General features: G+C 44.4%; 17 protein-coding genes. 9 read left to right on the plus strand and 8 right to left on the minus strand.

Annotated elements, in window-relative coordinates; translation table 11 throughout:
- Together V7D75_RS02435 and V7D75_RS02440 are read right to left on the minus strand one after the other, a co-directional pair.
- The coding region (locus tag V7D75_RS02435) for a c-type cytochrome (RefSeq protein WP_442968903.1) at positions 1 to 597 on the minus strand (597 nt) is incomplete at its 3' end.
- Positions 597 to 1973 (minus strand): cytochrome c, encoded by a 1377-nt coding sequence (locus V7D75_RS02440; RefSeq protein ID WP_333613264.1) that lies wholly within the window; start codon positions 1971 to 1973, stop codon positions 597 to 599. The genes V7D75_RS02440 and V7D75_RS02435, both read right to left, overlap by 1 nt.
- Positions 1974 to 2209: 236 nt before the next feature.
- On the opposite strand from V7D75_RS02440, the gene V7D75_RS02445 reads away from it, so the two are divergent.
- Complete coding sequence (locus tag V7D75_RS02445) at positions 2210 to 4429, plus strand: sensor histidine kinase (RefSeq protein WP_333613265.1); 2220 nt, start codon at positions 2210 to 2212, stop codon at positions 4427 to 4429.
- Between the two features lie 73 nt (positions 4430 to 4502).
- On the plus strand, positions 4503 to 5177 hold the full coding sequence (locus V7D75_RS02450) for a response regulator transcription factor (protein WP_333613266.1): 675 nt from the start codon (positions 4503 to 4505) through the stop codon (positions 5175 to 5177).
- Between the two features lie 76 nt (positions 5178 to 5253).
- On the opposite strand, the gene V7D75_RS02455 is transcribed toward V7D75_RS02450, so the two are convergent.
- From V7D75_RS02455 to V7D75_RS02480, 6 genes are all read right to left on the minus strand, one after another.
- Positions 5254 to 6048 (minus strand): ABC transporter ATP-binding protein, encoded by a 795-nt coding sequence (locus V7D75_RS02455; protein WP_333613267.1) that lies wholly within the window; start codon positions 6046 to 6048, stop codon positions 5254 to 5256.
- Between the two features lie 31 nt (positions 6049 to 6079).
- A complete protein-coding gene (locus V7D75_RS02460; protein ID WP_068404436.1) occupies positions 6080 to 6979 on the minus strand; it encodes an ABC transporter permease in 900 nt (299 codons plus the stop codon).
- Between the two features lie 341 nt (positions 6980 to 7320).
- A complete protein-coding gene (locus V7D75_RS02465) occupies positions 7321 to 8349 on the minus strand; it encodes an ABC transporter substrate-binding protein (protein WP_333613268.1) in 1029 nt (342 codons plus the stop codon).
- A 166-nt stretch (positions 8350 to 8515) separates the two neighbouring features.
- Complete coding sequence (locus V7D75_RS02470; RefSeq protein ID WP_333613300.1) at positions 8516 to 9565, minus strand: ABC transporter substrate-binding protein; 1050 nt, start codon at positions 9563 to 9565, stop codon at positions 8516 to 8518.
- A 308-nt stretch (positions 9566 to 9873) separates the two neighbouring features.
- Positions 9874 to 11991, minus strand: a complete 2118-nt coding sequence (metG, locus tag V7D75_RS02475; protein ID WP_333613269.1) for a methionine--tRNA ligase — start codon at positions 11989 to 11991, stop codon at positions 9874 to 9876.
- 439 nt (positions 11992 to 12430) lie between these two features.
- The gene (locus tag V7D75_RS02480) at positions 12431 to 13846 is read right to left on the minus strand and encodes a GntP family permease (protein ID WP_333613270.1); all 1416 of its coding nucleotides are present in this window, start codon (positions 13844 to 13846) and stop codon (positions 12431 to 12433) included.
- 326 nt (positions 13847 to 14172) lie between these two features.
- Here V7D75_RS02480 and V7D75_RS02485 point away from each other — a divergent pair, with 326 nt between their 5' ends.
- From V7D75_RS02485 to V7D75_RS02515, 7 genes are all read left to right on the plus strand, one after another.
- On the plus strand, positions 14173 to 14889 hold the full coding sequence (locus tag V7D75_RS02485) for a CoA transferase subunit A (RefSeq protein WP_333613271.1): 717 nt from the start codon (positions 14173 to 14175) through the stop codon (positions 14887 to 14889).
- 68 nt (positions 14890 to 14957) lie between these two features.
- The gene (locus V7D75_RS02490; protein ID WP_333613272.1) at positions 14958 to 15584 is read left to right on the plus strand and encodes a CoA transferase subunit B; all 627 of its coding nucleotides are present in this window, start codon (positions 14958 to 14960) and stop codon (positions 15582 to 15584) included.
- A gap of 70 nt (positions 15585 to 15654) precedes the next feature.
- Positions 15655 to 16455, plus strand: a complete 801-nt coding sequence (locus V7D75_RS02495) for a 3-hydroxybutyrate dehydrogenase (protein WP_333613273.1) — start codon at positions 15655 to 15657, stop codon at positions 16453 to 16455.
- 172 nt (positions 16456 to 16627) lie between these two features.
- Positions 16628 to 17980: a magnesium transporter gene (mgtE, locus tag V7D75_RS02500; RefSeq protein WP_333613274.1), complete on the plus strand. Its 1353-nt coding sequence runs from the start codon at positions 16628 to 16630 to the stop codon at positions 17978 to 17980.
- A gap of 260 nt (positions 17981 to 18240) precedes the next feature.
- Entirely contained in the window at positions 18241 to 19464 is a 1224-nt protein-coding gene (gene apbC / locus V7D75_RS02505) for an iron-sulfur cluster carrier protein ApbC (RefSeq protein ID WP_333613275.1), read from the plus strand.
- A 91-nt stretch (positions 19465 to 19555) separates the two neighbouring features.
- A complete protein-coding gene (locus V7D75_RS02510) occupies positions 19556 to 19993 on the plus strand; it encodes a hypothetical protein (protein ID WP_333613276.1) in 438 nt (145 codons plus the stop codon).
- 12 nt (positions 19994 to 20005) lie between these two features.
- Positions 20006 to 21062, plus strand: a 1057-nt coding sequence (locus V7D75_RS02515; protein ID WP_333613277.1) for a DUF2804 domain-containing protein, incomplete at its 3' end; no start/stop codon positions are given.

Here is a 21062-nt window from a genome sequence, read left to right on the forward strand (position 1 = left end):
CTTACCCGCGTTTTGGATATCAACCTTTTGCTCTTTTGGCGTATTTTGGGATAGCCATTTCATATAGGCTAACATTGCAAGCATTTCAGGAGATTCAGGTTTTAAAGGTTTGCCATTCATCGAACGCTGGAAGCAGCCGTTGATGCGTTTGGTCAAATCAACTTCTTTACCAGCACGTGGCATCACACGCGGATAAAAGTTATAACTGTTGATATACGGGTCGCCAAGGGGGATTTTACCTTGCGAGATATGACAGCTATTACAGTTCATTTGCGCGCCGACGTGCTCCGGCAATAAGCGCTTGGTTTCGTTTAATAAGCGCTTACCATAAAATATCTCATCAGCGTTTGGCTCATCCAGGATAGAAGTATCTTGCGGCAGCACATAAGTACCGATGTCTTCATTGGCATCATCCGCGGTAACCAAGCCGTATTTAGGCGCGTTTTGTTCTACAGGCTCGGGCTGTGAGCAGCCACTACTGATGGCGGCGATACTAAGTGCTGAAGCAGTAAAGATAGCAGTAGGTAATTTGCGCGTGGTCATTTTTTGAGAGATAACGCTAACAATAGCAGGCAGGTTGAGTGAAGGTTTTTTCATTATTTTGCTCCTTTTGTTTGCGCATCAATACTTAAGTCTGGGGCGATATCGGTACTGGTCTTTGGTTTTTTGGCAAGAAAAGCGCGCATTTTTACCACATCATCGACATCGATTTCAGGTGCTTGGTTGGTCCAGCTATTACGGACATAGTTGACCACTTCCGCCACATCGGCATCACTCAGGTTAATAAATTCAGGCATGGTAAAGGCCATGCGGTCGTGCGGGGTTTCGGGCATGCGGCCACCGCTCAAGGTGATTTGGAGTACCGAGTCAGCATTTTTCGCATATACCGCACTATTGCCATCAAGGGCTGGGAAGATACGCGCCACGCCTTTACCATCGGCACGGTGACAAACTTGGCAATACTCGGCGTACAAGATTGAGCCACGCGAATCATAGTTGCCATCAAGCAGTTTTTGCGTGGTCATGTCTTTTTTCGCTGGCAAGGTTGTTTCTTTGTTTGGCGCAGGAGACAGTGTTTTTAGATAAGATGACATGGCGTTGATATCATAGTCTGTCATATATTGTGTGCTGTGCTCGACCACTTCGGCCATGGCGCCAAAAGCAGCCGTGGTGTCAGTACGACCGGTTTTAAAGAAGTCATTCAATTCTGCGACCGTCCACGTAGCCAAACCGCGATGTTCACCGCGAATGCTTTTGGCGCGCCAACCATCGATAACCGCTCCACTCAAATATTCTTCTGAGTCGGCATTATTTAAGGCGATTTCTTGGAAACCGATACCGCGTCCAGTATGACAAGAGCCGCAGTGACCAGGACCTTCAATTAAATACTGTCCACGGGTCAATAGCGCATCATCATTTTCTGGCACAAAATCACGTTTTGGGTCAAACAGTGCTTGCCAATAAACCAGCGGCCAGCGCCAATTGGCCACCGGTGGTAGCTCGCTTTTTAAGTTGGCTTGCTTAACCGGTTTGACGTCAGACATAAAATAGGCGTACATCGCGGCCAGATCTTCATCTGGCATGAGCTGATAAGACGGATAGGGCATGGCAGGATATAGCGCTTTATTATCACGGCGCACGCCATGCTTGACGGCATTTTTAAAGTCGCTAAAGGTATATTGACCAATACCGGTTTCTTTATCAGGGGTAATATTGGTTGAATAAATGGCACCTAGCGGCGTCAGCATAGGCAGGCCGCCAGCATAAGTTTCACCTTCAAGCGTCGTATGGCAGGCGACACAGTCAGCAGTACGCGCGACGTATTGCCCTTGTTTAATAAGCGCAGGGTCAGTGATATTGACCTCAATATCACTGCTCGTCGTGCGCATCTTAGGCAGTATTTGCCCAATGATAAACGCTAAAATCAGCCCGACAATGGCTGCCATAATAATGATTAATGGCCACTTCTTCATAAGCCCGCCCTCCATAAGATATTTTTACTAAGCTTCTCATTCGTCATATACATTCTATGAGGACTATTAGATACCCCTATGAAACATTTAGGATTTAAGCTTAGTGAATGAAAAGTTACACGATTGTCATTCAGTATAGAGGAGCGTGTAACATTGTGATATTGTGGAAAACCACATTATAATTATGGTTTTCATTTATAATGAAGGTTTGATAGCTCAACTGTAAGGCTAGGTTTATGGTTAAAAGGTCTAAAGTCTGGGCTAGCTTGAACGCTTATTTTCTTGTCGTGGTAGCGCTCTTTGTTTGGTTAATGCTAGCCAGTGCCAATGCACAAACCTACTATCTAGGCGTGCTGGCTCCGCAAGGGGAAACGGCTGCACAAGAGCGTTGGCAACCGTGGCTCAATCAGCTTAATGAGCAGTTGCAAGAGGACACTGTGGTTTTGGTGCCGCTAGCGTTAGAGAATTGGCAGCAGGAAATCGAAGCGCAGCAGTTTGCCCTAGTGCTTGGCCCGCAAGTGCAGCTGATTAAAATGAATACCACGCATTGGCGCTGGCTTGCGACCTTACAAGCTGATACAGAGACCGCTCAATTGGATAGGCCTGATGATAACCGGGGTAAAAACTTTCATAAAAAAAGTTTTAATAAAAGCGCTGATAAGCCGCTTTCTACAACGGTCAATCTGGCCAATGAATTTAATAAACTGTCTCAAGATAGGCAGTTAAAAGAACCCAGCGCTATGGAAGAAGTGGCCAGTGCTCTTTGGGTAAAGGCAGACAGCGGTATTTATCAGCTGCAAGATTTGCAGCAGCGTAAAATTGCTGCCGTCGATAGTGAGGCTTTCGGCGGTTATCTGCTCGTCGCGCATTTATTACAACAAAACGGCGTACCGTCTAATCGTTATCAGACCCAGTTTGTCGGCTATCCTATTGAGCGAACATTATATGCGTTGGCGAATGGCAGCGTAGATGCAGCGATTGCGCCGCTTTGCTTGATGGAAGAAATGGCGCAGCAAGGGAAGATTAGCAAAAAACAATACCGCCTTATTCACCCTGTGGCGACCGCTTCTAGCTGTCAGTCTTCAACAAAGATATATCCCAATTGGACATTGGCGGCGACCGAGCAAGCGCCAGCTGCCTTGATTCGGCAAATCAATCAAAATTTATTTGGTTTGAGTGAATTTGGAAAGAGTCAATCAGAGCAAGAGTCGTTAGGGATAAGACAGCGCTGGCTACCAGCCGAATCAAGTAGCGATGCGGAACGTATCCTTTATGATATGAATCGTCATCCAGCACAAAAGCAGCTGGGCGCGCATATGGTCGATTGGTTAAAGGCGCATCGATTGTGGATGGCCATTATGGTTTTAATTGTACTGATATCGACGGTAAATTATGCGTGGATGAGCTGGCTGGCATGGCGACGACGGCAAAAAATCATTCTGCAAAATCAACTGATTCGTGATTATGACCTTCAGCTACGTCAATCAGAACGCTTCGCTGTCATCGGTGAGATGAGTGGTTCAATCGCCCATGAAATCAATCAGCCACTGGCGACCATTCAAAATTATGCCCAAGGCTTATTGATTCGCAGCCAAAGCAATCAAATGAGTCGGCGCGTTCAAGAAAGTACAGATGTGGATAAAAACTCTGCCCATAGTTTAAATGCGCTAGAAAAGACCCTAACTGACAAGCAAGTGCTAGAAAAGCAAGCAATAGATAAACAAGCAACAGAAAGTGCGTTGCAGCAAATTGTCAATGAAACCGAGCGAGTCGCGGCTGTTATTAGTAATATCCGGCGCTGGGCAGGGCGCTCGCAGCCGAACAACGTTCAAGTGGATATCGCCACCACCTATGAGCAGTGTATATTGTTACTTGGTGAAAAAGCCTCAAGTATTGGTTTTTGGCTGGCGAGTGACTACCAGTCTTTGCAGTTGCCAAGCTTGGCTCTTGACCAATTATTGCTGAATAGCATGGTCAATGCCGAGCAGCAAGGGGCGACGCAGATAATGCTACGTTGTCAGACAGAAGATTATAAAGGTAAATCTTATATCGTATTGCATATAACCGATGATGCAGGCGGTTTTGATGAGGCGCAATTGCTTGACCATAAACCTTTAGAAGGTAATCAGCAGTTAGTTGAGAGTCAATCACAACAACGTCTGACTAATAAATACGCCACCAAATCGACCAAAGAAAATGGTTTAGGCTTGGGGCTGATGATATGTCAGCGTCTTTGCAAATCGCTTGGCGGTATGATGCAGCTTAGCAATATCGAAGTCCAGCAAGAGCTCAATGCTATTCAAGCGTTAGATGGTTTTCAGCAACGCTTAAAGCGGTCGTTAAATGGTAAGGTGCGCTTGATAAAAACGGAAAACACTCATCCATTAGCAAACAAGGTAGGTGCGCAAGTGGCTTTTTATCTGCCGCTGCATTTGGCAGGTGATGTTAAGAGATAAGATAATAAAAACAGAGCTATGTAAATCCAAGTATTTATAAAATCTGCAAATAAACTTAATCATAAGGTTGCGTATGAATGATCAGCATCATCTCAATAAGCACTTAAAACACTTAAATTCTCAAACAGCTGGTAATGGTTCAGCTGCTAGCGTTAGCGAACCTCTACTGGTTCATATCATCGACGATGAAGAAAGCGTGCGTATATCATGTAATTTTTTGATTAGCAGTTTAGGATTACCGACCCAAGTGTGGTCAAGTGCCCTGACTTTTTTGCAGCAAGTCGATATCTATTATCCCGCGGTGATCGTTAGTGATTTAATGATGCCAGCAATGAGCGGTCAAGCACTACAAGCGCACCTCAATCAACACGATAGCCCGATAGCGCTTATTGCATTAACTGGTCAAGGTGAGATTGCTGATGCTGTTAATATGCTCAAACTAGGCGCCGCTGATTATTTAGAGAAACCGATTAATAGTCACCGTCTCCAAGAAGCGCTTGCACGCGCCCAAGCATTAACCTTCAAACGAGCTGAGCTTTATAGTATAAAAAAGCTCTATGCGCAGCTGACCGAGAAAGAAAAGCAGGTCGCTCATGAGCTGATGCAAGGCAATCTGAATAAAAATATCGCCGACCATTTAGACATCTCGGTACGTACGGTAGAGGTACATCGCTCACAGGTGATGAAAAAAATGCAAGCGCAGCATGTCAGTGAATTGATTCAAAAATTGGTCATGCTTGATTCTTAAAAACTAAAACAGCCATAAAAAAACGCCTAATGAGAAGGCGTTTTATTTTTAAATTCAAAATATTTTGCGAAATGAGTTAGCTTAATATCAAACTGTCATCTTCGACCTTTTCACCGCGGGTTTGCTCAAACATATCCAGTAAATCATGCACGTTCATGCCTTTACGGATATCACCAGATACGTCTAATACTACTTGCCCTTGATGAAGCATCACAGTACGCGTGCCATGGGCTAAAGCCTGCTGCATCGAGTGCGTGACCATCATCGTTGTTAGCTGATTGTCGGTGACGATTTTATCGGTTAATTCTAAAACAAACGCTGCTGTTTTAGGGTCAAGGGCCGCCGTATGCTCATCAAGCAGTAGAATCTTAGACGGCTGCAATGACGCCATCAGCAGACTAACGGCTTGACGTTGACCACCGGATAACAGGCCCATACGGTCGGTTAAACGATTTTCTAGACCCAACTTTAATACTGATAATTTCTCACGAAATAAGTCACGGTTATTTTGATTAAGCGCAAAGCTCAAACCACGTTTGCCGCCGCGCTTATAGGCAAGCGCCATGTTTTCTTCGATGGTTAGCGCCTCACAAGTTCCCGCCATAGGGTCTTGGAAGACACGAGCGACCCAATGAGCGCGTTGGTGCGCGGTTTTTTTGGTGACATCAATACCATTTAACAAGATTGAACCGCTATCGACGCGCGTGGTGCCACTGACGGCATTTAAAAAGGTCGATTTGCCCGCGCCATTGGTGCCGATGACGGTGACAAATTCACCATTGGCGATATTTAGATTGATACCGCGTAGGGCAGGATTTTCAATGGGCGTTCCAGGATTAAAGGTCAACCGCAAATCTGTAGCTTGCATCATAATTATAATTCCTTATGGTTGCACATTGACATTAAGCCCGAACTTTACGACTTAAAAATTTATTTTTAGCTTTTGGTAATACTAAGGCCAAGACCACGAGTAGCGCGGTAATCAAGTTTAAATCTTGGGGACCAAAACCGATACTACGTAGCGTGCTGCTTGATAGAGCCACCTGAATAAAGAGCTTATAAAGCACCGCACCAACGACCACCGCAAAGGTAATCAGCCAAATACGCTTAGCTGGAATAATGGTCTCGCCGATGATGACCGCTGCCAAACCAATGACAATCGTCCCGATACCGATCGAGATATCAGCGCCACCTTGCGTCTGCACAAATAGTGCGCCTGCTAACGCAATCAAACCGTTAGAAATCGCCATACCAATGATGGTCATCCATGAGGTATTGATACCTTGCGCCTGTGCCATACGTAGGTTTGAGCCAGTTGCCCGCATCGATAAACCCGTCTCAGTGCTATAAAACCAGTTTAAAAACAACATGGCCAGTAGCACAACGACACCAATAATAAGGCAGCGCATCCAGTAACCATTGCCATCACTGACCAAGGTGCTAAATACGGTCGTTTCACCTAATAAAGGTAAGTTTGGCGCGCCCATAATCCGTAGATTGACAGAGTATAAAGCGACCATCACAAGGATACTGGCAAGCAGCTGTAAAATGCCCAGTTTAACGTGTAGCCATGCGGTGACGATACCCGCAACTGACCCCGCTAGCATACCAAAGGCACAAGCAAGCCAAGGATTCACACCAGCGATGATAGAAATACCCGCGACAGCGCCGCCCAACGGAAAACTACCGTCAGCGGTCAAATCCGGAAAGTCGAGGGTACGAAATGAGATAAGAACGCCGAGCGCCACTAGGCCATAAATCAGACCACTTTCAAGCGCACCAAAAAAAGCAATTAAAGACATAAGAGATCAGTAAGTCATAACCCAGCGTTTAATAAATGATGGCGAGATAATTGAGATGGGCGACATATCGCGCTATCAATCAGCCAACTTTGCTTAAACGACTAAGCGGTGAATTTAACAGATAGGGGTATCTGCAGTTAGGGTCAAGCAAAACTTATAATTACTATTAATAACCCTAAGTCTTGCTTATTTAAAGCCTTGAAAAAACAAGCCCAGCCTACTGACTGATAGCTGGGTTTGTCTGCGCTACCTATATAGCCATATCAAAATAGCTATATCCAATTAACCTAGACGATAATTGATAAAAACTACCGTTTAAGAATTAGAGTTAAAAGCGGCAGTTATTCTAACACTACTTTTGCTTTATCGATAACGGCTTGTGGTAGCGTGATGCCTTCGGCTTGTGCATTCTTTGGACTGACGTGTAAATCAAGTGATTGCGGTGTATAAACAGGGATTTCGCCTGCTTTTTCACCGTTTAAGATACGCGTGACAATTTTACCAGTCTCGCGGCCCAAATCGTAATAGTTTACCCCTAAGGCTGCAACGGCACCGCGCTCAACAGAGCTAGTGTCAGAGGCAATTAGTGGAATCTTACTTTCTTTAGCGATTTGGTATAGCGATTCGTATGCTGAAACCACGTTATTGTCCGTTGAGGTATAAATCATATCGACTTTACCTTCAAGACTACGAGCGGCCATCGCAATATCGTTACTACGCTGAGCAGGCGCCTCGTGGACATTAATACCAAGTGGGGTCAAATTCTCTTTTAGCGCTTTTAAAACGATGGTTGAGTTCACCTCACCTGGACTATAAACATAACCGACGTTCTTTAAGCTTGGGATAATTTGACGCATCAAATCGATTTGCGGTGCATAAGGAAGGGCATCAGAGGCGCCAGTAACGTTAGTGCCAGAGCCATCAAGCTTGGGCACCAGTTTGGCTGCGACAGGGTCGGTGACCGCTGAGAAGACCATAGGAATGCTGCTGGTAGAAGCGGCTACAGACTGAGCTGATGGCGTGGCAATCGCCACGATGACATCTGGTGCATCAGCGACGAATTGTTTGGCAATCTGACCAGCAGTGGCGGTATTACCTTGGGCGCTTTGGAAATTGATGGTTAAATTTTCGCCTTCTTTAAAGCCGGCGTCATTTAACTCGTCGATAACGCCTTTACGCACGTCATCGAGTGCTGGATGTTCAACGATGGCGGTAATAGCGACCGTTTTCATGGCAGCTTTGCTATCGCCGCCCGTTGCAGCGCCGTCAGTGGTGTTGGCATCTTGTGCTGGCTGGTTACAGCCGGTCAAGATAGCGGTGCAAACACCGCCCCATAATAAAGCTTTGGCAAAACGATTTTGATACAACATGGGTCTGACTCCTGAAAATAATAATGTGTCCGTACATTATATAAAAGATAAAAAAGTGTAGCGCTGCCAGCCATTATCCTAGCTGATTGTGTAATCCGTTGTATAGCTGATTATTAATTACCGTCCATTTATTCTTTACTATTGAGTCGCAGCTATTTATTAGTGACTATTTACTGGCCTTTTGTGCTTCTTTGTCGACATTGATGGCGTTTTTAATTAAGTCTGCCGATAGGCTAGTACCTTGTTCCGCGGCGTGTTTTGGGCTGACGTATAGCGTTAAGGTATTCATCACTTGCGGTGCGATATCTTTGGTCGCTTCACCGTTTAATACCCGATACACCATTTTGCCTGTAGTACGGCCAAAGTCATAATCATTAACCCCAAGTGCCGCCGTCGCACCGCGTCTGACGCTAAATTCATCTGAGGCAATAACTGGAATATCAAGCTCATTAGCCGCATTTGCCATTGCTTCAAAGGCAGAAACCACATTGTTATCTAATGAGGTATAAATAACCTCTACCTTGCCAGCCAGACTACGAGTCGCCATTGCAACGTCTGTAGGACGATTGGCAGTGACTCCCAATATTTTAAGCCCACGTGCTGGTGCTGCTTTTTCCAGTTGTTTAAGAACCACCACCGAGTTGGCTTCGCCTGGGCTATAAACATAACCAATGGTTTTCACATTAGGGACAATTTTTTGAATATTGTCTAACTGCGGTTCAATAGGTAATTCGCTCGACAAACCAGTCACATTGGTTTGGATAGGCACGTCATTTTCGTCAATTAGCTTGGCTGCCACAGGGTCTGAAATGGCGGTATAAATAACAGGAACAGTTTTAGTCGACGCCACCACTGATTGCGCAGAAGGTGTTGAGATGGCAACAATGGCATCTGGATTGTCACCAGCGAACTGTTTGGCAATTTGCCCAGCCGTTGCGGTATTCCCTTGCGCACTTTGAAAATTAACGGTTAGGTTTTGCCCTTCTGCGTAGCCGTTGTCCGCCAGCTCATCAATAATACCGCGGCGCATCTCATCTAAAGAAGGATGTTCGACAATCTGCGTGATGGCCAAGGTTTTGGCAGGCTTATCGTTAGTGGCGCTATCATCAGCGTTGACGGCAGGGTCAGTCGCATTATTAGAGCAAGCGGTTAAACCAAGCGCCGCGCTAATAGCAGCGCCGCACAGGCTAAGGCGTAAAGTAGTGGCAAAGGTCATTTTATTTTGGCTCATAGGTTAAAGAGTGCAGGTTACCCGAGTCAATGTTATGTGCATGCTGAGATAACGGGCGAACATAAAGGTAATCAATCCCTTGATGATTACGTCCATATTATGACAGTAATGTAACTTATGGCAATAAGAAAATAAAACGCATTTGTCATTGATTTTATAAAGGTTGGTAAAGATGGATTTTTGTCGATATTCTTATTTTTTGCCCACGCTCTTTTTATTTTGTCACCAATGAATTTTAGGCAAAAAAAAGATGCCACGAAAGCATCTTTTTTATTCTATAAGTACAACCGCAGTTAAGCCAACACATCACCAATAACGCAGTTGTCTGGTAAAGTAACCACCGTTAGCTGTGTTTTCGGGTTGCCAGTCGATAATACCATACCTTCTGAGATACCAAACTTCATCTTACGCGGCGCAAGATTGGTGACGCAAATTACCTTTTTATCCAGCAATTGCTCAGGCTCATAAAACTTACGGATACCGCTAAAGACATTACGCGGTTTGTCTTCGCCAACGTCCAAGGTAAATTGTAAAAGCTTATCCGCACCTTCGACATAATTACAGGCTAAGACGTGCGCCACTTTCATCTCAACTTTGGCAAAGTCTTCAATACCGATATAGTCAGCTTGTTCAGCATTTGTATCAGTATCAGCCTTTTCTGCTGGCTGAGTGTTTACTGCCGCTGTTTTATTATCTGAATTATTATCGCTGTTAGTAGTAGGGGCTTCTGCTTGCGCCAATGAGGCCTTTGAGTCTTCAACCATTGCCGCAACGTCTTTTTCTTCGATACGCTGCATCAAAGGTTTAAACTTATTGATTTTATGACCAAGTAACCATTGATTTCGGCTAGCAAAGCTTAAATCGTCAATATTTAAGAATTCTTTGGCATTAGCAGTCAGCTCAGGTAATACTGGCGCCAAATAAACCATCAATTGGCGGAAGATATTAATCGCCACCGAGCAGACGTCTTGTACTTCTTGCTCCGTGCCTTCTTGCTTGGCAAGCGACCAAGGTTTTTTCTCGTCGATATATTCATTGGCCTTATCGGCACACTGCATGATTAAGCGCATTGCACGTGAGAATTCGCGATTCTCATAAGCGGCGGCAATTTCATCACCAGTTTTGGTGATATTTTCTAGTAATTCTGATTCTACGCAAATCTCCGATAGCATACCGTCGTATTTCTTCACGATAAAACCGGCGCTACGGCTGGCGATATTGACCACTTTACCCACCAAGTCAGAGTTGACCTTTTGCATAAAGTCTTCTAAATCAAGGTTAATATCTTCAACTTTGTCAGACAGTTTACTGGCGAAATAATAACGCAAGTATTCAGGGTGTAAGTGTTCCGCGTAAGTTTCGGCCTTAATAAAGGTGCCGCGTGACTTACTCATTTTTTCGCCATTGACCATCAAGAAGCCGTGAGCAAAGACACCGGTTGGCGTACGGAATTCACTCCCCGCTAGCATGGCAGGCCAAAATAGCGCATGGAAATAAACGATGTCTTTACCGATGAAGTGATAAACCTCGGTTTTATGCTCGTTTTCTTGCATCCAATAACGGTCAAAATCAAGTGCTTGCTCTGTACCTTCACGCTTATCACATAGGTTTTTAAAGCTTGCCATATAGCCAACTGGTGCATCTAGCCAGACATAAAAGTATTTTTCTGGCTCATCGCTTGGTGTATCTGGGATTTGGAAACCAAAATACGGCGCATCACGCGAGATATCCCAGCTGGTCAGACCCGCGTCAAACCATTCTTGCAGTTTATTGGCGACGGAGACTTGCAAGCGGTTTTCGCTGCGCGTCCAATCTTTTAAGAATTGCTCAAACTCTGGTAAGTCAAAGAAATAATGCTTAGAAGTTTTAAGCACGGGCGTCGCATTAGATAGCGTTGAATGCGGATTGATAAGGTCGGTCGCATCATAAGTGGTACCGCACGCTTCACAGTTATCGCCATATTGGTCAAGCGCGCCGCATTCAGGGCACTCTCCTTTGACAAAACGATCGGCTAAAAACAGCTGCTTTTCAGGGTCAAAAAGCTGTTTGACGTCCTTTGTGCTGATATGTCCGGCGCTATTAAGGCGACGATAAATCAGCTCAGAGAAATGCTTGTTTTCTTCTGAATGGGTGCTGTGATAATTATCAAAGTCGATCAGAAATTTGGCAAAATCGGCTTCATGTGAGGCTTTTACCGAGGCGATTTGCTCTTCTGGGGTGACGCCATTGGCCTCTGCTTTGAGCATAATCGCCGTACCGTGTGCATCATCAGCGCAGACATAGGTGACCTGATGGCCTTGTGCTTTCATCGCACGTACCCAAATGTCGGTCTGAATATATTCTACAAGATGCCCCAAATGGATATAGCCATTGGCGTAGGGCAGCGCACTGGTTACTAAAATCTCACGCACTTTTATCACCTATATTTTTATATAAACGGGTTGGTTATCAAATGTCTTGAACACTTTATGAGGAGTCAGCACCGTATTATCAATGTTAAATTACCAACACTGAAAACGTCTAAAACTGATGAAAACTCTAAAAAAGAGAAAAATTAAAAAAGTGCGCCTATGATACCGTAATTCGGCCGATTTTGTGATATTACCTTGGTAATTAAATCGATGCTAAGACGGTGATTAACTATATTTAGCATTTATATTGTTAATTGTTTGCTAGGGGAAATTAGCTTTATTTAAAGTGAGCTATGCTAAAGCTGACATAAAAAACCCACCAAGCAATTTGCTAAGTGGGTGTAATGAATAAGTAAATTTGTTAAAAAGGTATATTTCTGTGGTATTTAAAGTCCGTTTTTACATTTTAGCTACTTTTTAGAACGAGCTAAATATTCTCTTAAAATGAGCCAAACATCGTTCCTAAAATAATAATAGCAACCACCGCAATCAGTGGGATCACTATGGTGACCATAGCAACGTTTAGATAGGATTGCTTATGCGTCAAACCACAAATCGCTAGTAAGGTAATGACCGCACCACTATGTGGCAAGGTGTCCAAACCGCCTGCTGCCATTACAGCAACTCGGTGCATAAGTTCTGGGTCGATACCAGCGGCGACAGCCATTCTTAAATAGTCTTCACCCAGCGTCGATAGTGCGATACTCAAACCTCCAGAGGACGAGCCAGTAATACCAGCGAGTGTGGTCATCGCGACCGCTTCTGAGATAAGTGGGTTGCCAGGGGTTAGATTTAAGATACTGTCACGAATAAGAAGAAAACCTGCTAATGAGGCAATAACCGCGCCATAACCAACTTCTGATGCCGTGTTAAAAATTGGTAACATTGAATCATACGTACCGCGGTTAATGGTTTTTTGTAGATTGTTCCAATGACCAATACGAAGCACAATGAGCACAGTACAAGCCACGACCAATGAGATGATAATTGACCATAGACCAAGTGAACCTGCGATATTTAAATCTGGAAACTGAGTTTGTAAACCGCTAAAATCCATCGATGGAAAAATAAAATAAGTTAGTAGGGCGTTTAGGCCGATGACCAACACTAGCGGAATCATAGCCACGGTAAACGAAGTGTGATGTGTGCTTACCAAGTTGGTTTCTGCTGGTGCGCTACCAACGCCGCCTACATCACTCTCATCATGCTGGCCATAGCCTTCACCTGCTGCAATGGCTTTTCTGGCTCGTGATTGTAACCACAACCAGCCACAGAAGAACATGATAAGACCGCCGATAATACCTAAAATAGGGGCGGCAAAAACGTTGGTATTGTAGTAAGGAATAGGAATCGCATTTTGAATGGCTGGCGTGCCCGGCAACGCTGTCATAGTAAAGGTGAATGAACCTAACGCAATAGCAGCTGGAATCAAGCGTTTAGGAATATCAGCGGCTTTAAACAAATCTTTAGCAATTGGGTAGATAGCAAATGCCACCACAAATAAAGACACGCCGCCATAGGTTAAAATGGCACAAACTAATATAACTGCCAAAATAGCTTTGCTGGCACCGAGCTTTTCGACCACGGTATTGGCAATGGCTGTCGCTGCGCCAGAGTCTGCCATCAAACGTCCAAATAGCGCGCCTAGTAAGAATATAGGGAAAAACTTCAGCAAAAATCCACTTAATGCACCCATAAATACATCAGTATAGGCAGGAATGCTGCTTAAGAAATCACCTGAAAGTAATACCGCCAACATCGCCATAATCGGTGCCAAAATCAGCACGGAATAGCCGCGATAAGCAAAGAACATCAATAATAATAAAGTAATAATAATAGCAAATGTGCTAAACATGAAAGCCTCTCCTTAGCCGATGTTAAATAGCGAATAAATAACGTTTGCTACTACGTCATGTACAGGCGATAGTAATATCGCTATTATCAAGTAGCGCAAACGTGAAATACCGCTCCCATTTCCTTATGGTTATTCTCTAGTCGCTGTGAGAATAATATGTTAAGTTAGCATAAGAATTTTAAATAAGATATATCGATACGCAGTGTATTGCTTTTAAAATAACTGTGTCTATTGGTTGGTAAGACGAGAGTTGCCATGATGTGAGTTGCATCATGCAGGAAAAATCATTAAATAAAATATAAAAAGTGACTTGCAAGGAGATAAGCATGAGTCAATCAAAAGTATATAGCAGCGCAGCAGAGGCGTTAAAAGGTGTCGTCAGCGACGGTCAAACTCTTGCTATCGGTGGGTTTGGACTGTGCGGTATTCCTGAAGCGCTCATTAACGCGCTGCGTGATAGCGGGGTCAAGGATTTAACCTGTATCAGTAATAACGCCGGTGTCGATGATTTTGGTTTGGGCTTACTATTACAAACGCGCCAAATCAAAAAAATGATTTCATCGTATGTCGGTGAAAATAAAGAGTTTGAGCGTCAATACTTATCAGGCGAACTAGAGGTTGAGCTAACGCCGCAAGGGACGTTAGCAGAAAAACTGCGTTCAGGCGGCGCTGGTATTCCAGCGTTTTATACCGCAACTGGCGTTGGCACACAAGTGGCTGAAGGCAAGGAGACGCGCGAGTTTGATGGTCGTACCTATGTGCTTGAGCATACTTTGCGGGCAGATGTGGCACTAATTAAAGCACAAAAGGCTGACAAAGCCGGCAACTTAATTTTTAATAAAACGGCGCGTAATTTTAATCCAGATTGCGCGATGGCGGGTAAAGTTACAGTTGTGGAGGTCGAAGAAATCGTAGAGATAGGGCAGCTAAACCCCGATGAGATTCATCTGCCGGGTATTTTTGTCCAGCGTATTATCTTAAATGATAATCCCGAAAAACGTATTGAAAAAACTACTATCAAAGCAGCCACTACAATCGCTTAAACGAAAAATTATTTAATAGTTTTAATGAAAAAATAACAATAGGCTTTGTAAAAAATAAGGAAATTATCATGGCATGGACAAGAGAGCAAATGGCACAGCGCGCCGCTCAAGAATTAAAAGACGGCTATTATGTTAATTTAGGTATTGGTTTGCCGACCCTAGTCGCCAACTATATCCCTGAAGGCGTCGATGTTTGGCTTCAGTCTGAAAACGGTTTACTCGGTATTGGCGAGTTTCCAACGGCAGAAAATGTCGATGCGGATTTAATCAATGCGGGCAAGCAAACCGTCACCACCGAACCGGGTGCCAGCTATTTTAGTAGTTCAGAATCGTTTGCGATGATCCGCGGTGGTCATGTCAATCTTGCGATATTGGGCGCGATGGAAGTATCTGAAAAAGGCGATTTGGCTAATTGGATGATTCCGAAAAAAATGGTCAAAGGCATGGGCGGCGCGATGGATTTGGTGGCTGGCGTGCAGCGCGTGATTGTGCTGATGGAACAGGTCAACAAACATGGCGAGCCAAAAATCCTTGCCGAGTGTGAGTTGCCCTTGACAGGTAAAGGGGTGGTCGATCGTATTATCACTGAGCTTGCCGTATTAGATGTCACTGACAACGGTCTAAAATTGGTTGAGCTGGCAGAAGGCGTAAGTTTTGAGGAGTTACAAGAAAAAACGCCAGTGAGCATTACCTAATAAGCCAGTTTAATAAATAAGCGGGTAATACAGGCATCCAAACAACCTATTTAATAATGGACTATAAAATATGGCGACCATATTACAACAAGATTTGACCGGCAAGGTGGCATTAGTCACTGGCGCTGCAAGCGGCATTGGCCGTGATATTGCTGAAACCTATGCTAAAGCAGGCGCTGCCATTGGTATTGCTGATATTAATCTGGCAGCCGCACAGCAAACGGTCGATGCTATCGAAGCCGCTGGCGGACGTGCACTTGCAATTGCCATGGATGTGACCTCAGAGGATGCCGTAAATTCTGGCGTACAGCAATTAGTGGATACCTTTGGCAGTATAGATATTCTTGTCTCCAATGCCGGTATTCAAATCATTGACCCGATTCATAAAATGGCGTTTGCTGACTGGAAAAAAATGCTCGCTATTCATTTAGATGGGGCATTTTTAACCACTAAAGCGGCTGTGCAGCATATGTATAAGGCTGACAAAGGCGGTACGGTCATTTATATGGGCTCAGTGCACTCGCATGAAGCGTCATTATTTAAAGCACCGTATGTAACTGCCAAGCACGGACTGCTTGGACTGTGCCGGGTGTTGGCAAAAGAAGGCGCTGAACATAATGTACGCGCACATGTCATTTGTCCCGGTTTTGTCAAAACACCATTAGTCGAGAAACAAATCCCGCAACAAGCGGTTGAAAAAGGCATCAGTGAAGAATCTGTGGTAAATGACATTATGTTGGTCAATACCGTTGATAAAGAATTTACCACGGTTGATGATATCGCTCAATTGGCATTATTCTTAGCGGCTTTTCCAAGTAATGTATTTACTGGGCAGTCTATCGTTGCCAGTCATGGTTGGTTTATGAATTAACGCTGTGGTCAATGGATAGGTTTGCGAGCGGTTTGCTTGGTTTAAACATCATTCGCTTGCTAATAAAACCTCAATCCTTTAGCATTTGATTTTATGTTAATTTGAGCCAATAATATTGGCTCTTTTTTATGAGCGCCTGTTGCCTCATTTTGCGCTGCACGGAGTAAAAGCAATGAATAATAAAGACTTGGCGTTGACCTATGCCGAAAAAATAAGCCGTGCTATCGAGCAGCAGCAATATGAGCAAGCGATTGAAGAGATTCAAGAGCTGCGTCCTATCGATATAGCCGATTTATTGGCGTTAATTGAACCCAAACTCGCTTGGCAGTTACTTGCGCATTTGCCCAATCGTTCGACGATATTTGCTTATTTAGACCCAGATAGTCAAGTGGCGCTCGCTTATGTCTTTCCGCGCGCTATTTTAGCCAGGATAGTCGGCGAGATGCCATCTGATGAACGGACTGATTTGTATAAACGCCTGAGTCAAGACCAACGCGACGTGCTATTACCTGCCTTAGCGCAGGCGAAACGTGAGGATATTCGCCGTCTATCCGCTTATGAAGAAGGCACGGCTGGTGCCTTGATGAGCTCCGATTATGCGACGTTAGAGGCTGAGATGACTGTCGCCGAAGCCTTGGACGCGCTACGTTTAGAAGCGCCTGATGCCGAAACTATTTATCACGCTTATGTGATTGATGACGCGCGTAAGCTATTGGGAGTGGTGTCATTAAGGGTGCTTATTTTATCATCGCCTGAACAGCTGATTAAAGACATTATGGTCAGCTCGGTCATCTCTTCTGATGTCAACGATGACCAAGAAGACGTTGCGAAAACCGTTGCTCGTTATGACTTAATCTCCCTACCCATTACTGATGCCAGTGGGGCGTTGGTTGGTATCGTCACCCATGATGATGCGATGGACGTGGCAAGCGATGAAGCCACCGATGACTTTCATAAGTCAGGCGGTGTCTCAACCATGGTCGGGCGCTTAAAAGACGTTAGTATTACCGTTCTCTACCGTAAGCGGGTTTTTTGGCTGGTGTTTTTAGTATTTGGCAACTTGTTGTCGGGGCTAAGTATTGCTAACTTCGAAGACGTCATTGCGGCAAACTTAGTATTGGTATTTTTCTTACCTTTACTGGTTGATAGTGGCGGTAACGCCGGCTCGCAATCAGCGACTTTAATGGTACGTGCTTTAGCGACGGGCGATGTGGTGATGCGTGATTGGTTTTCACTCCTTGGCCGCGAAGCCTTAGTCGCGTTGCTACTTGGTGCGACGATGGCCGTTGCCATTGCCCTTATCGGCTATGTACGCGGTGATGCGACCGTCTCTTTGGTACTGGCGCTAAGTATGCTGTGCGTGGTTATGATTGGTAGTGTCATTGGCATGAGTCTGCCTTTTATACTCAATAAACTCGGTTTTGACCCTGCAACCGCCAGTGCGCCTTTGATTACTTCAATCAGTGATGCGTCGGGCGTGCTGATTTATTTATTCATCGCTTCTAGGTTTTTACCAATTGGTTAGTTTGTTTAATAAACGGTCATGTACATAAGACCGCTTAAATAAAAAAATAACACCAATTTTGACCCTCATACCTACTGACAGTGTGGTTTTTTTATAGCGCCCATTGAGCTACACTGTATCTATATAAAAGCATTTGGCAAAAGTTTTATGGGCTAAGGTTTTAGCTAAGAGTTTTTTTAAACAATTTTAAACAGTTATTGTTTAAAAAGATTCATCGTTTTTGCCAAATTTAACCATCGATATAGGTAGTAGAGGTAGCTATGTTTAATTTTATAAAAAAAAGAGCATCTTCGAAATCCGAATCTCCGCAGCAACAAGCGGCTCGTGATAGCGCCGTTGATCAGGTTTTACTCAATTACCATTTGGGTAATAGTAGTCTTGCGACTATGGTCACAGGTCTAGAGCGCGATGGCGATGAGCTGACTTTGGATTTGCGTCTGCCGCAAGATAGCGATCCTGAAACCATTCAGCAAGAGCTTGGCAATCTACTGCATCCGCATGGCATCAGAGCGATTCATATGAATGTGCGCTTGCCAGCGCCTGCAAAAGGCGCGGGGTCAAGCCTGCCAAAAGCCATGCCAAAAACCACCAACGCGATGGAAAAGCAGACCAAACCCTCTGCAAATACAAATAGCAGCAATCAGGCCGAACCGCCGATTACGAAGGCGGCACCGACGCAAGCATCCTTAATGGCGCATCCGCGTATCCGCCATATTATCGTCGTCGCTTCGGGTAAAGGTGGCGTTGGCAAATCAACCACTACCGTTAATATCGCCTTAGCATTACAGAAATTGGGCAATCGTGTTGGTGTGCTAGACGCTGATATTTACGGACCGAGTATGCCGACGATGCTGGGCGTAGATAAAATCAAGCCTGAGCTGGAAAACGAGCAATTTGTTCCTATCGAAGCGCATGGTTTGGCAATGCTATCGATTGGTAGCTTGCTCGATGGTGATAATACACCTGTGGCGTGGCGCGGACCAAAAGCCACTGGCGCCTTAATGCAGCTGTATAACCAAACCAATTGGCCGCAGCTCGATTACTTAGTCATCGATATGCCGCCTGGTACTGGCGATATTCAGCTGACATTGGCGCAGCGCATTCCGGTAACGGGTGCGGTGATTGTGACGACGCCGCAGCATATCGCCTTACTTGATGCGCAAAAAGGTATCGAGATGTTTAATAAAACCAATATTCCAGTACTTGGCGTGGTTGAAAATATGGCGCTGCATACCTGTAGCAACTGTAACCATACTGAAGCGATTTTTGGTACGGGTGGCGGCGAAAAAATCGCTGAGCAATACCATGTGCCACTCTTGGGTCAGTTGCCGCTTGCTAGTGGTATTCGCGCTCAAGTGGATAAAGGTGAGCCGAGCGTATTAGCGGATGATGAATTTGCGCCGTATTATCTAAGCATTGCGAAAAATATCGAAACCAATATCAATAAATTTGCCAAACCTGTCGATGATAAGCGGATTTTCTAATAGTTTTTAGTGGCTTCTAAAGTTAGTAAAATAACCTAAGCGTATAAAACATTAAAATCTAAGTGACTTTGAATTTCAAAAGGGAAGTATCGTGAGCTTATCGATTTATCAACGTCATTTAGATACTATCCCCAAGCAATATCAGCTCCTAAAGCTATTTCGTCCGCCGATATACGTGATTGAACTGTCGAATAATCAAGTGAGTGCCGTTTGCTACTATAAAGATGGCAGTAGCAAACGCCATCAGGTTACTGCGGATTTTAGCAATCGCCGCATGGTGATTGCTGATTTTAATCAATTTTCAAAAGTCCTTGCTGAACTATTATGCAAGTTTCCTAGGCACTTTTTATGGATGAGCGCGATAGCTTCAGTTGATGTGACAGAAACCTTGGCTGACGGCTTAACCAATATTGAGGTAAAAGTAGTAAAAGAAGCATTTTTTGTAGGCTCTACACAAGCAAAAAGAAAAATTGCACATACCATCGTCAGCTATCAAGGACAGATAGCATTATTAGAAAAATTTGGCTAGGATGCCATGACTATGAACCAAAATCGTAATGAACAAGATGTACAGGTGTTATCAAGAAATCTAAAACCAGCAATACTTGAGCAGCTGATTCAAAACTGTCAACCTAGTTTTGGCGTTTTTGCTAACGTTAAGCGCATTAACTATCTTGACTATCATAGTCATCTTATCTCGCAAAAAGCACTGCCAAACTGGCGCAAAGAATTAAAAGCCAATCAATTTTGCTTTATCCAAATTATTGAGCCACCTTATCGAATTTGCCTAGCACTGGCGACGATTAAGCTTGCGACCAGCGCCTTCGTGTATCTCTATAATGATGAAACTAATGAGCTAGAAGTTTGCGAAGCCTTGCAACCTTTGACTCGACAGACGATATTAGAAGGCGATTGCTATCAAGGTCAAATGGCATTTGCTCATGACAAGCTGACCGTAACATTGGGTTTTACGCCTTCCCAGATTGACGTTGTGCTAGATAGTCAACACCTTGCACTCCATGCAATCCTCTCAAGACAATCACAGCCACTAGCTATTTGCACACCGACGGGCAGACGCGGTTGGACCTTTACCCAAAAAGAGCCGCTGACAGTAATATCTGGTCATCTACTTATTAAAGATAATTCAAAATTTAGTACTGAAACTTTGGATACTCAGCTCAAAAAAATCGACTTTACTGACACCACTATTGCCAATCTAGATTGGACGCTTGGCTATATGCGCCACAAGACCAATTGGTTTTGGAGCTGTATGAATAGCTACTTGCCAGACGGTCGTCATTTCACCTTGAACTTATCGATGGGCGTCAACGAAACTGGCGCTAGTGAAAATGCATGCTGGCTTGATGGGCAAATAGTGTATCTCCCGCCTGTGATGTTTGTACGTCAAGATTTGGATGCAGCCGCGCAGCATACTTGGCGTATTTATCATCAAAATCTTGGCTGGAGCAAGGTTGATATTAATTTAACCTTTACGCCGATTACTGTTTATAAAAAGACCGATAACTTCGGTGTGCTTGCCAGTATCTTTGAGCAATGGCTAGGTTTTTATAGTGGTGAGATACGGCTAGCAGATGAGG

It is taken from the genome of Psychrobacter sp., assembly GCF_036731945.1.
GTDB lineage: Bacteria > Pseudomonadota > Gammaproteobacteria > Pseudomonadales > Moraxellaceae > Psychrobacter.

What these genes read in the sequence shown, in the direction of transcription:
- apbC (WP_333613275.1), top strand. Translation starts at nt 18,241, where the DNA reads ATGTTTAATTTTATAAAAAAAAGAGCATCTTCGAAATCCGAATCTCCG.
- V7D75_RS02480 (WP_333613270.1), bottom strand. Translation starts at nt 13,846, where the DNA reads ATGTTTAGCACATTTGCTATTATTATTACTTTATTATTATTGATGTTC.
- V7D75_RS02460 (WP_068404436.1), bottom strand. Translation starts at nt 6,979, where the DNA reads ATGTCTTTAATTGCTTTTTTTGGTGCGCTTGAAAGTGGTCTGATTTAT.
- V7D75_RS02485 (WP_333613271.1), top strand. Translation starts at nt 14,173, where the DNA reads ATGAGTCAATCAAAAGTATATAGCAGCGCAGCAGAGGCGTTAAAAGGT.
- V7D75_RS02445 (WP_333613265.1), top strand. Translation starts at nt 2,210, where the DNA reads ATGGTTAAAAGGTCTAAAGTCTGGGCTAGCTTGAACGCTTATTTTCTT.
- V7D75_RS02450 (WP_333613266.1), top strand. Translation starts at nt 4,503, where the DNA reads ATGAATGATCAGCATCATCTCAATAAGCACTTAAAACACTTAAATTCT.
- V7D75_RS02440 (WP_333613264.1), bottom strand. Translation starts at nt 1,973, where the DNA reads ATGAAGAAGTGGCCATTAATCATTATTATGGCAGCCATTGTCGGGCTG.
- V7D75_RS02455 (WP_333613267.1), bottom strand. Translation starts at nt 6,048, where the DNA reads ATGATGCAAGCTACAGATTTGCGGTTGACCTTTAATCCTGGAACGCCC.
- V7D75_RS02495 (WP_333613273.1), top strand. Translation starts at nt 15,655, where the DNA reads ATGGCGACCATATTACAACAAGATTTGACCGGCAAGGTGGCATTAGTC.
- V7D75_RS02470 (WP_333613300.1), bottom strand. Translation starts at nt 9,565, where the DNA reads ATGACCTTTGCCACTACTTTACGCCTTAGCCTGTGCGGCGCTGCTATT.
- mgtE (WP_333613274.1), top strand. Translation starts at nt 16,628, where the DNA reads ATGAATAATAAAGACTTGGCGTTGACCTATGCCGAAAAAATAAGCCGT.
- V7D75_RS02490 (WP_333613272.1), top strand. Translation starts at nt 14,958, where the DNA reads ATGGCATGGACAAGAGAGCAAATGGCACAGCGCGCCGCTCAAGAATTA.
- V7D75_RS02465 (WP_333613268.1), bottom strand. Translation starts at nt 8,349, where the DNA reads ATGTTGTATCAAAATCGTTTTGCCAAAGCTTTATTATGGGGCGGTGTT.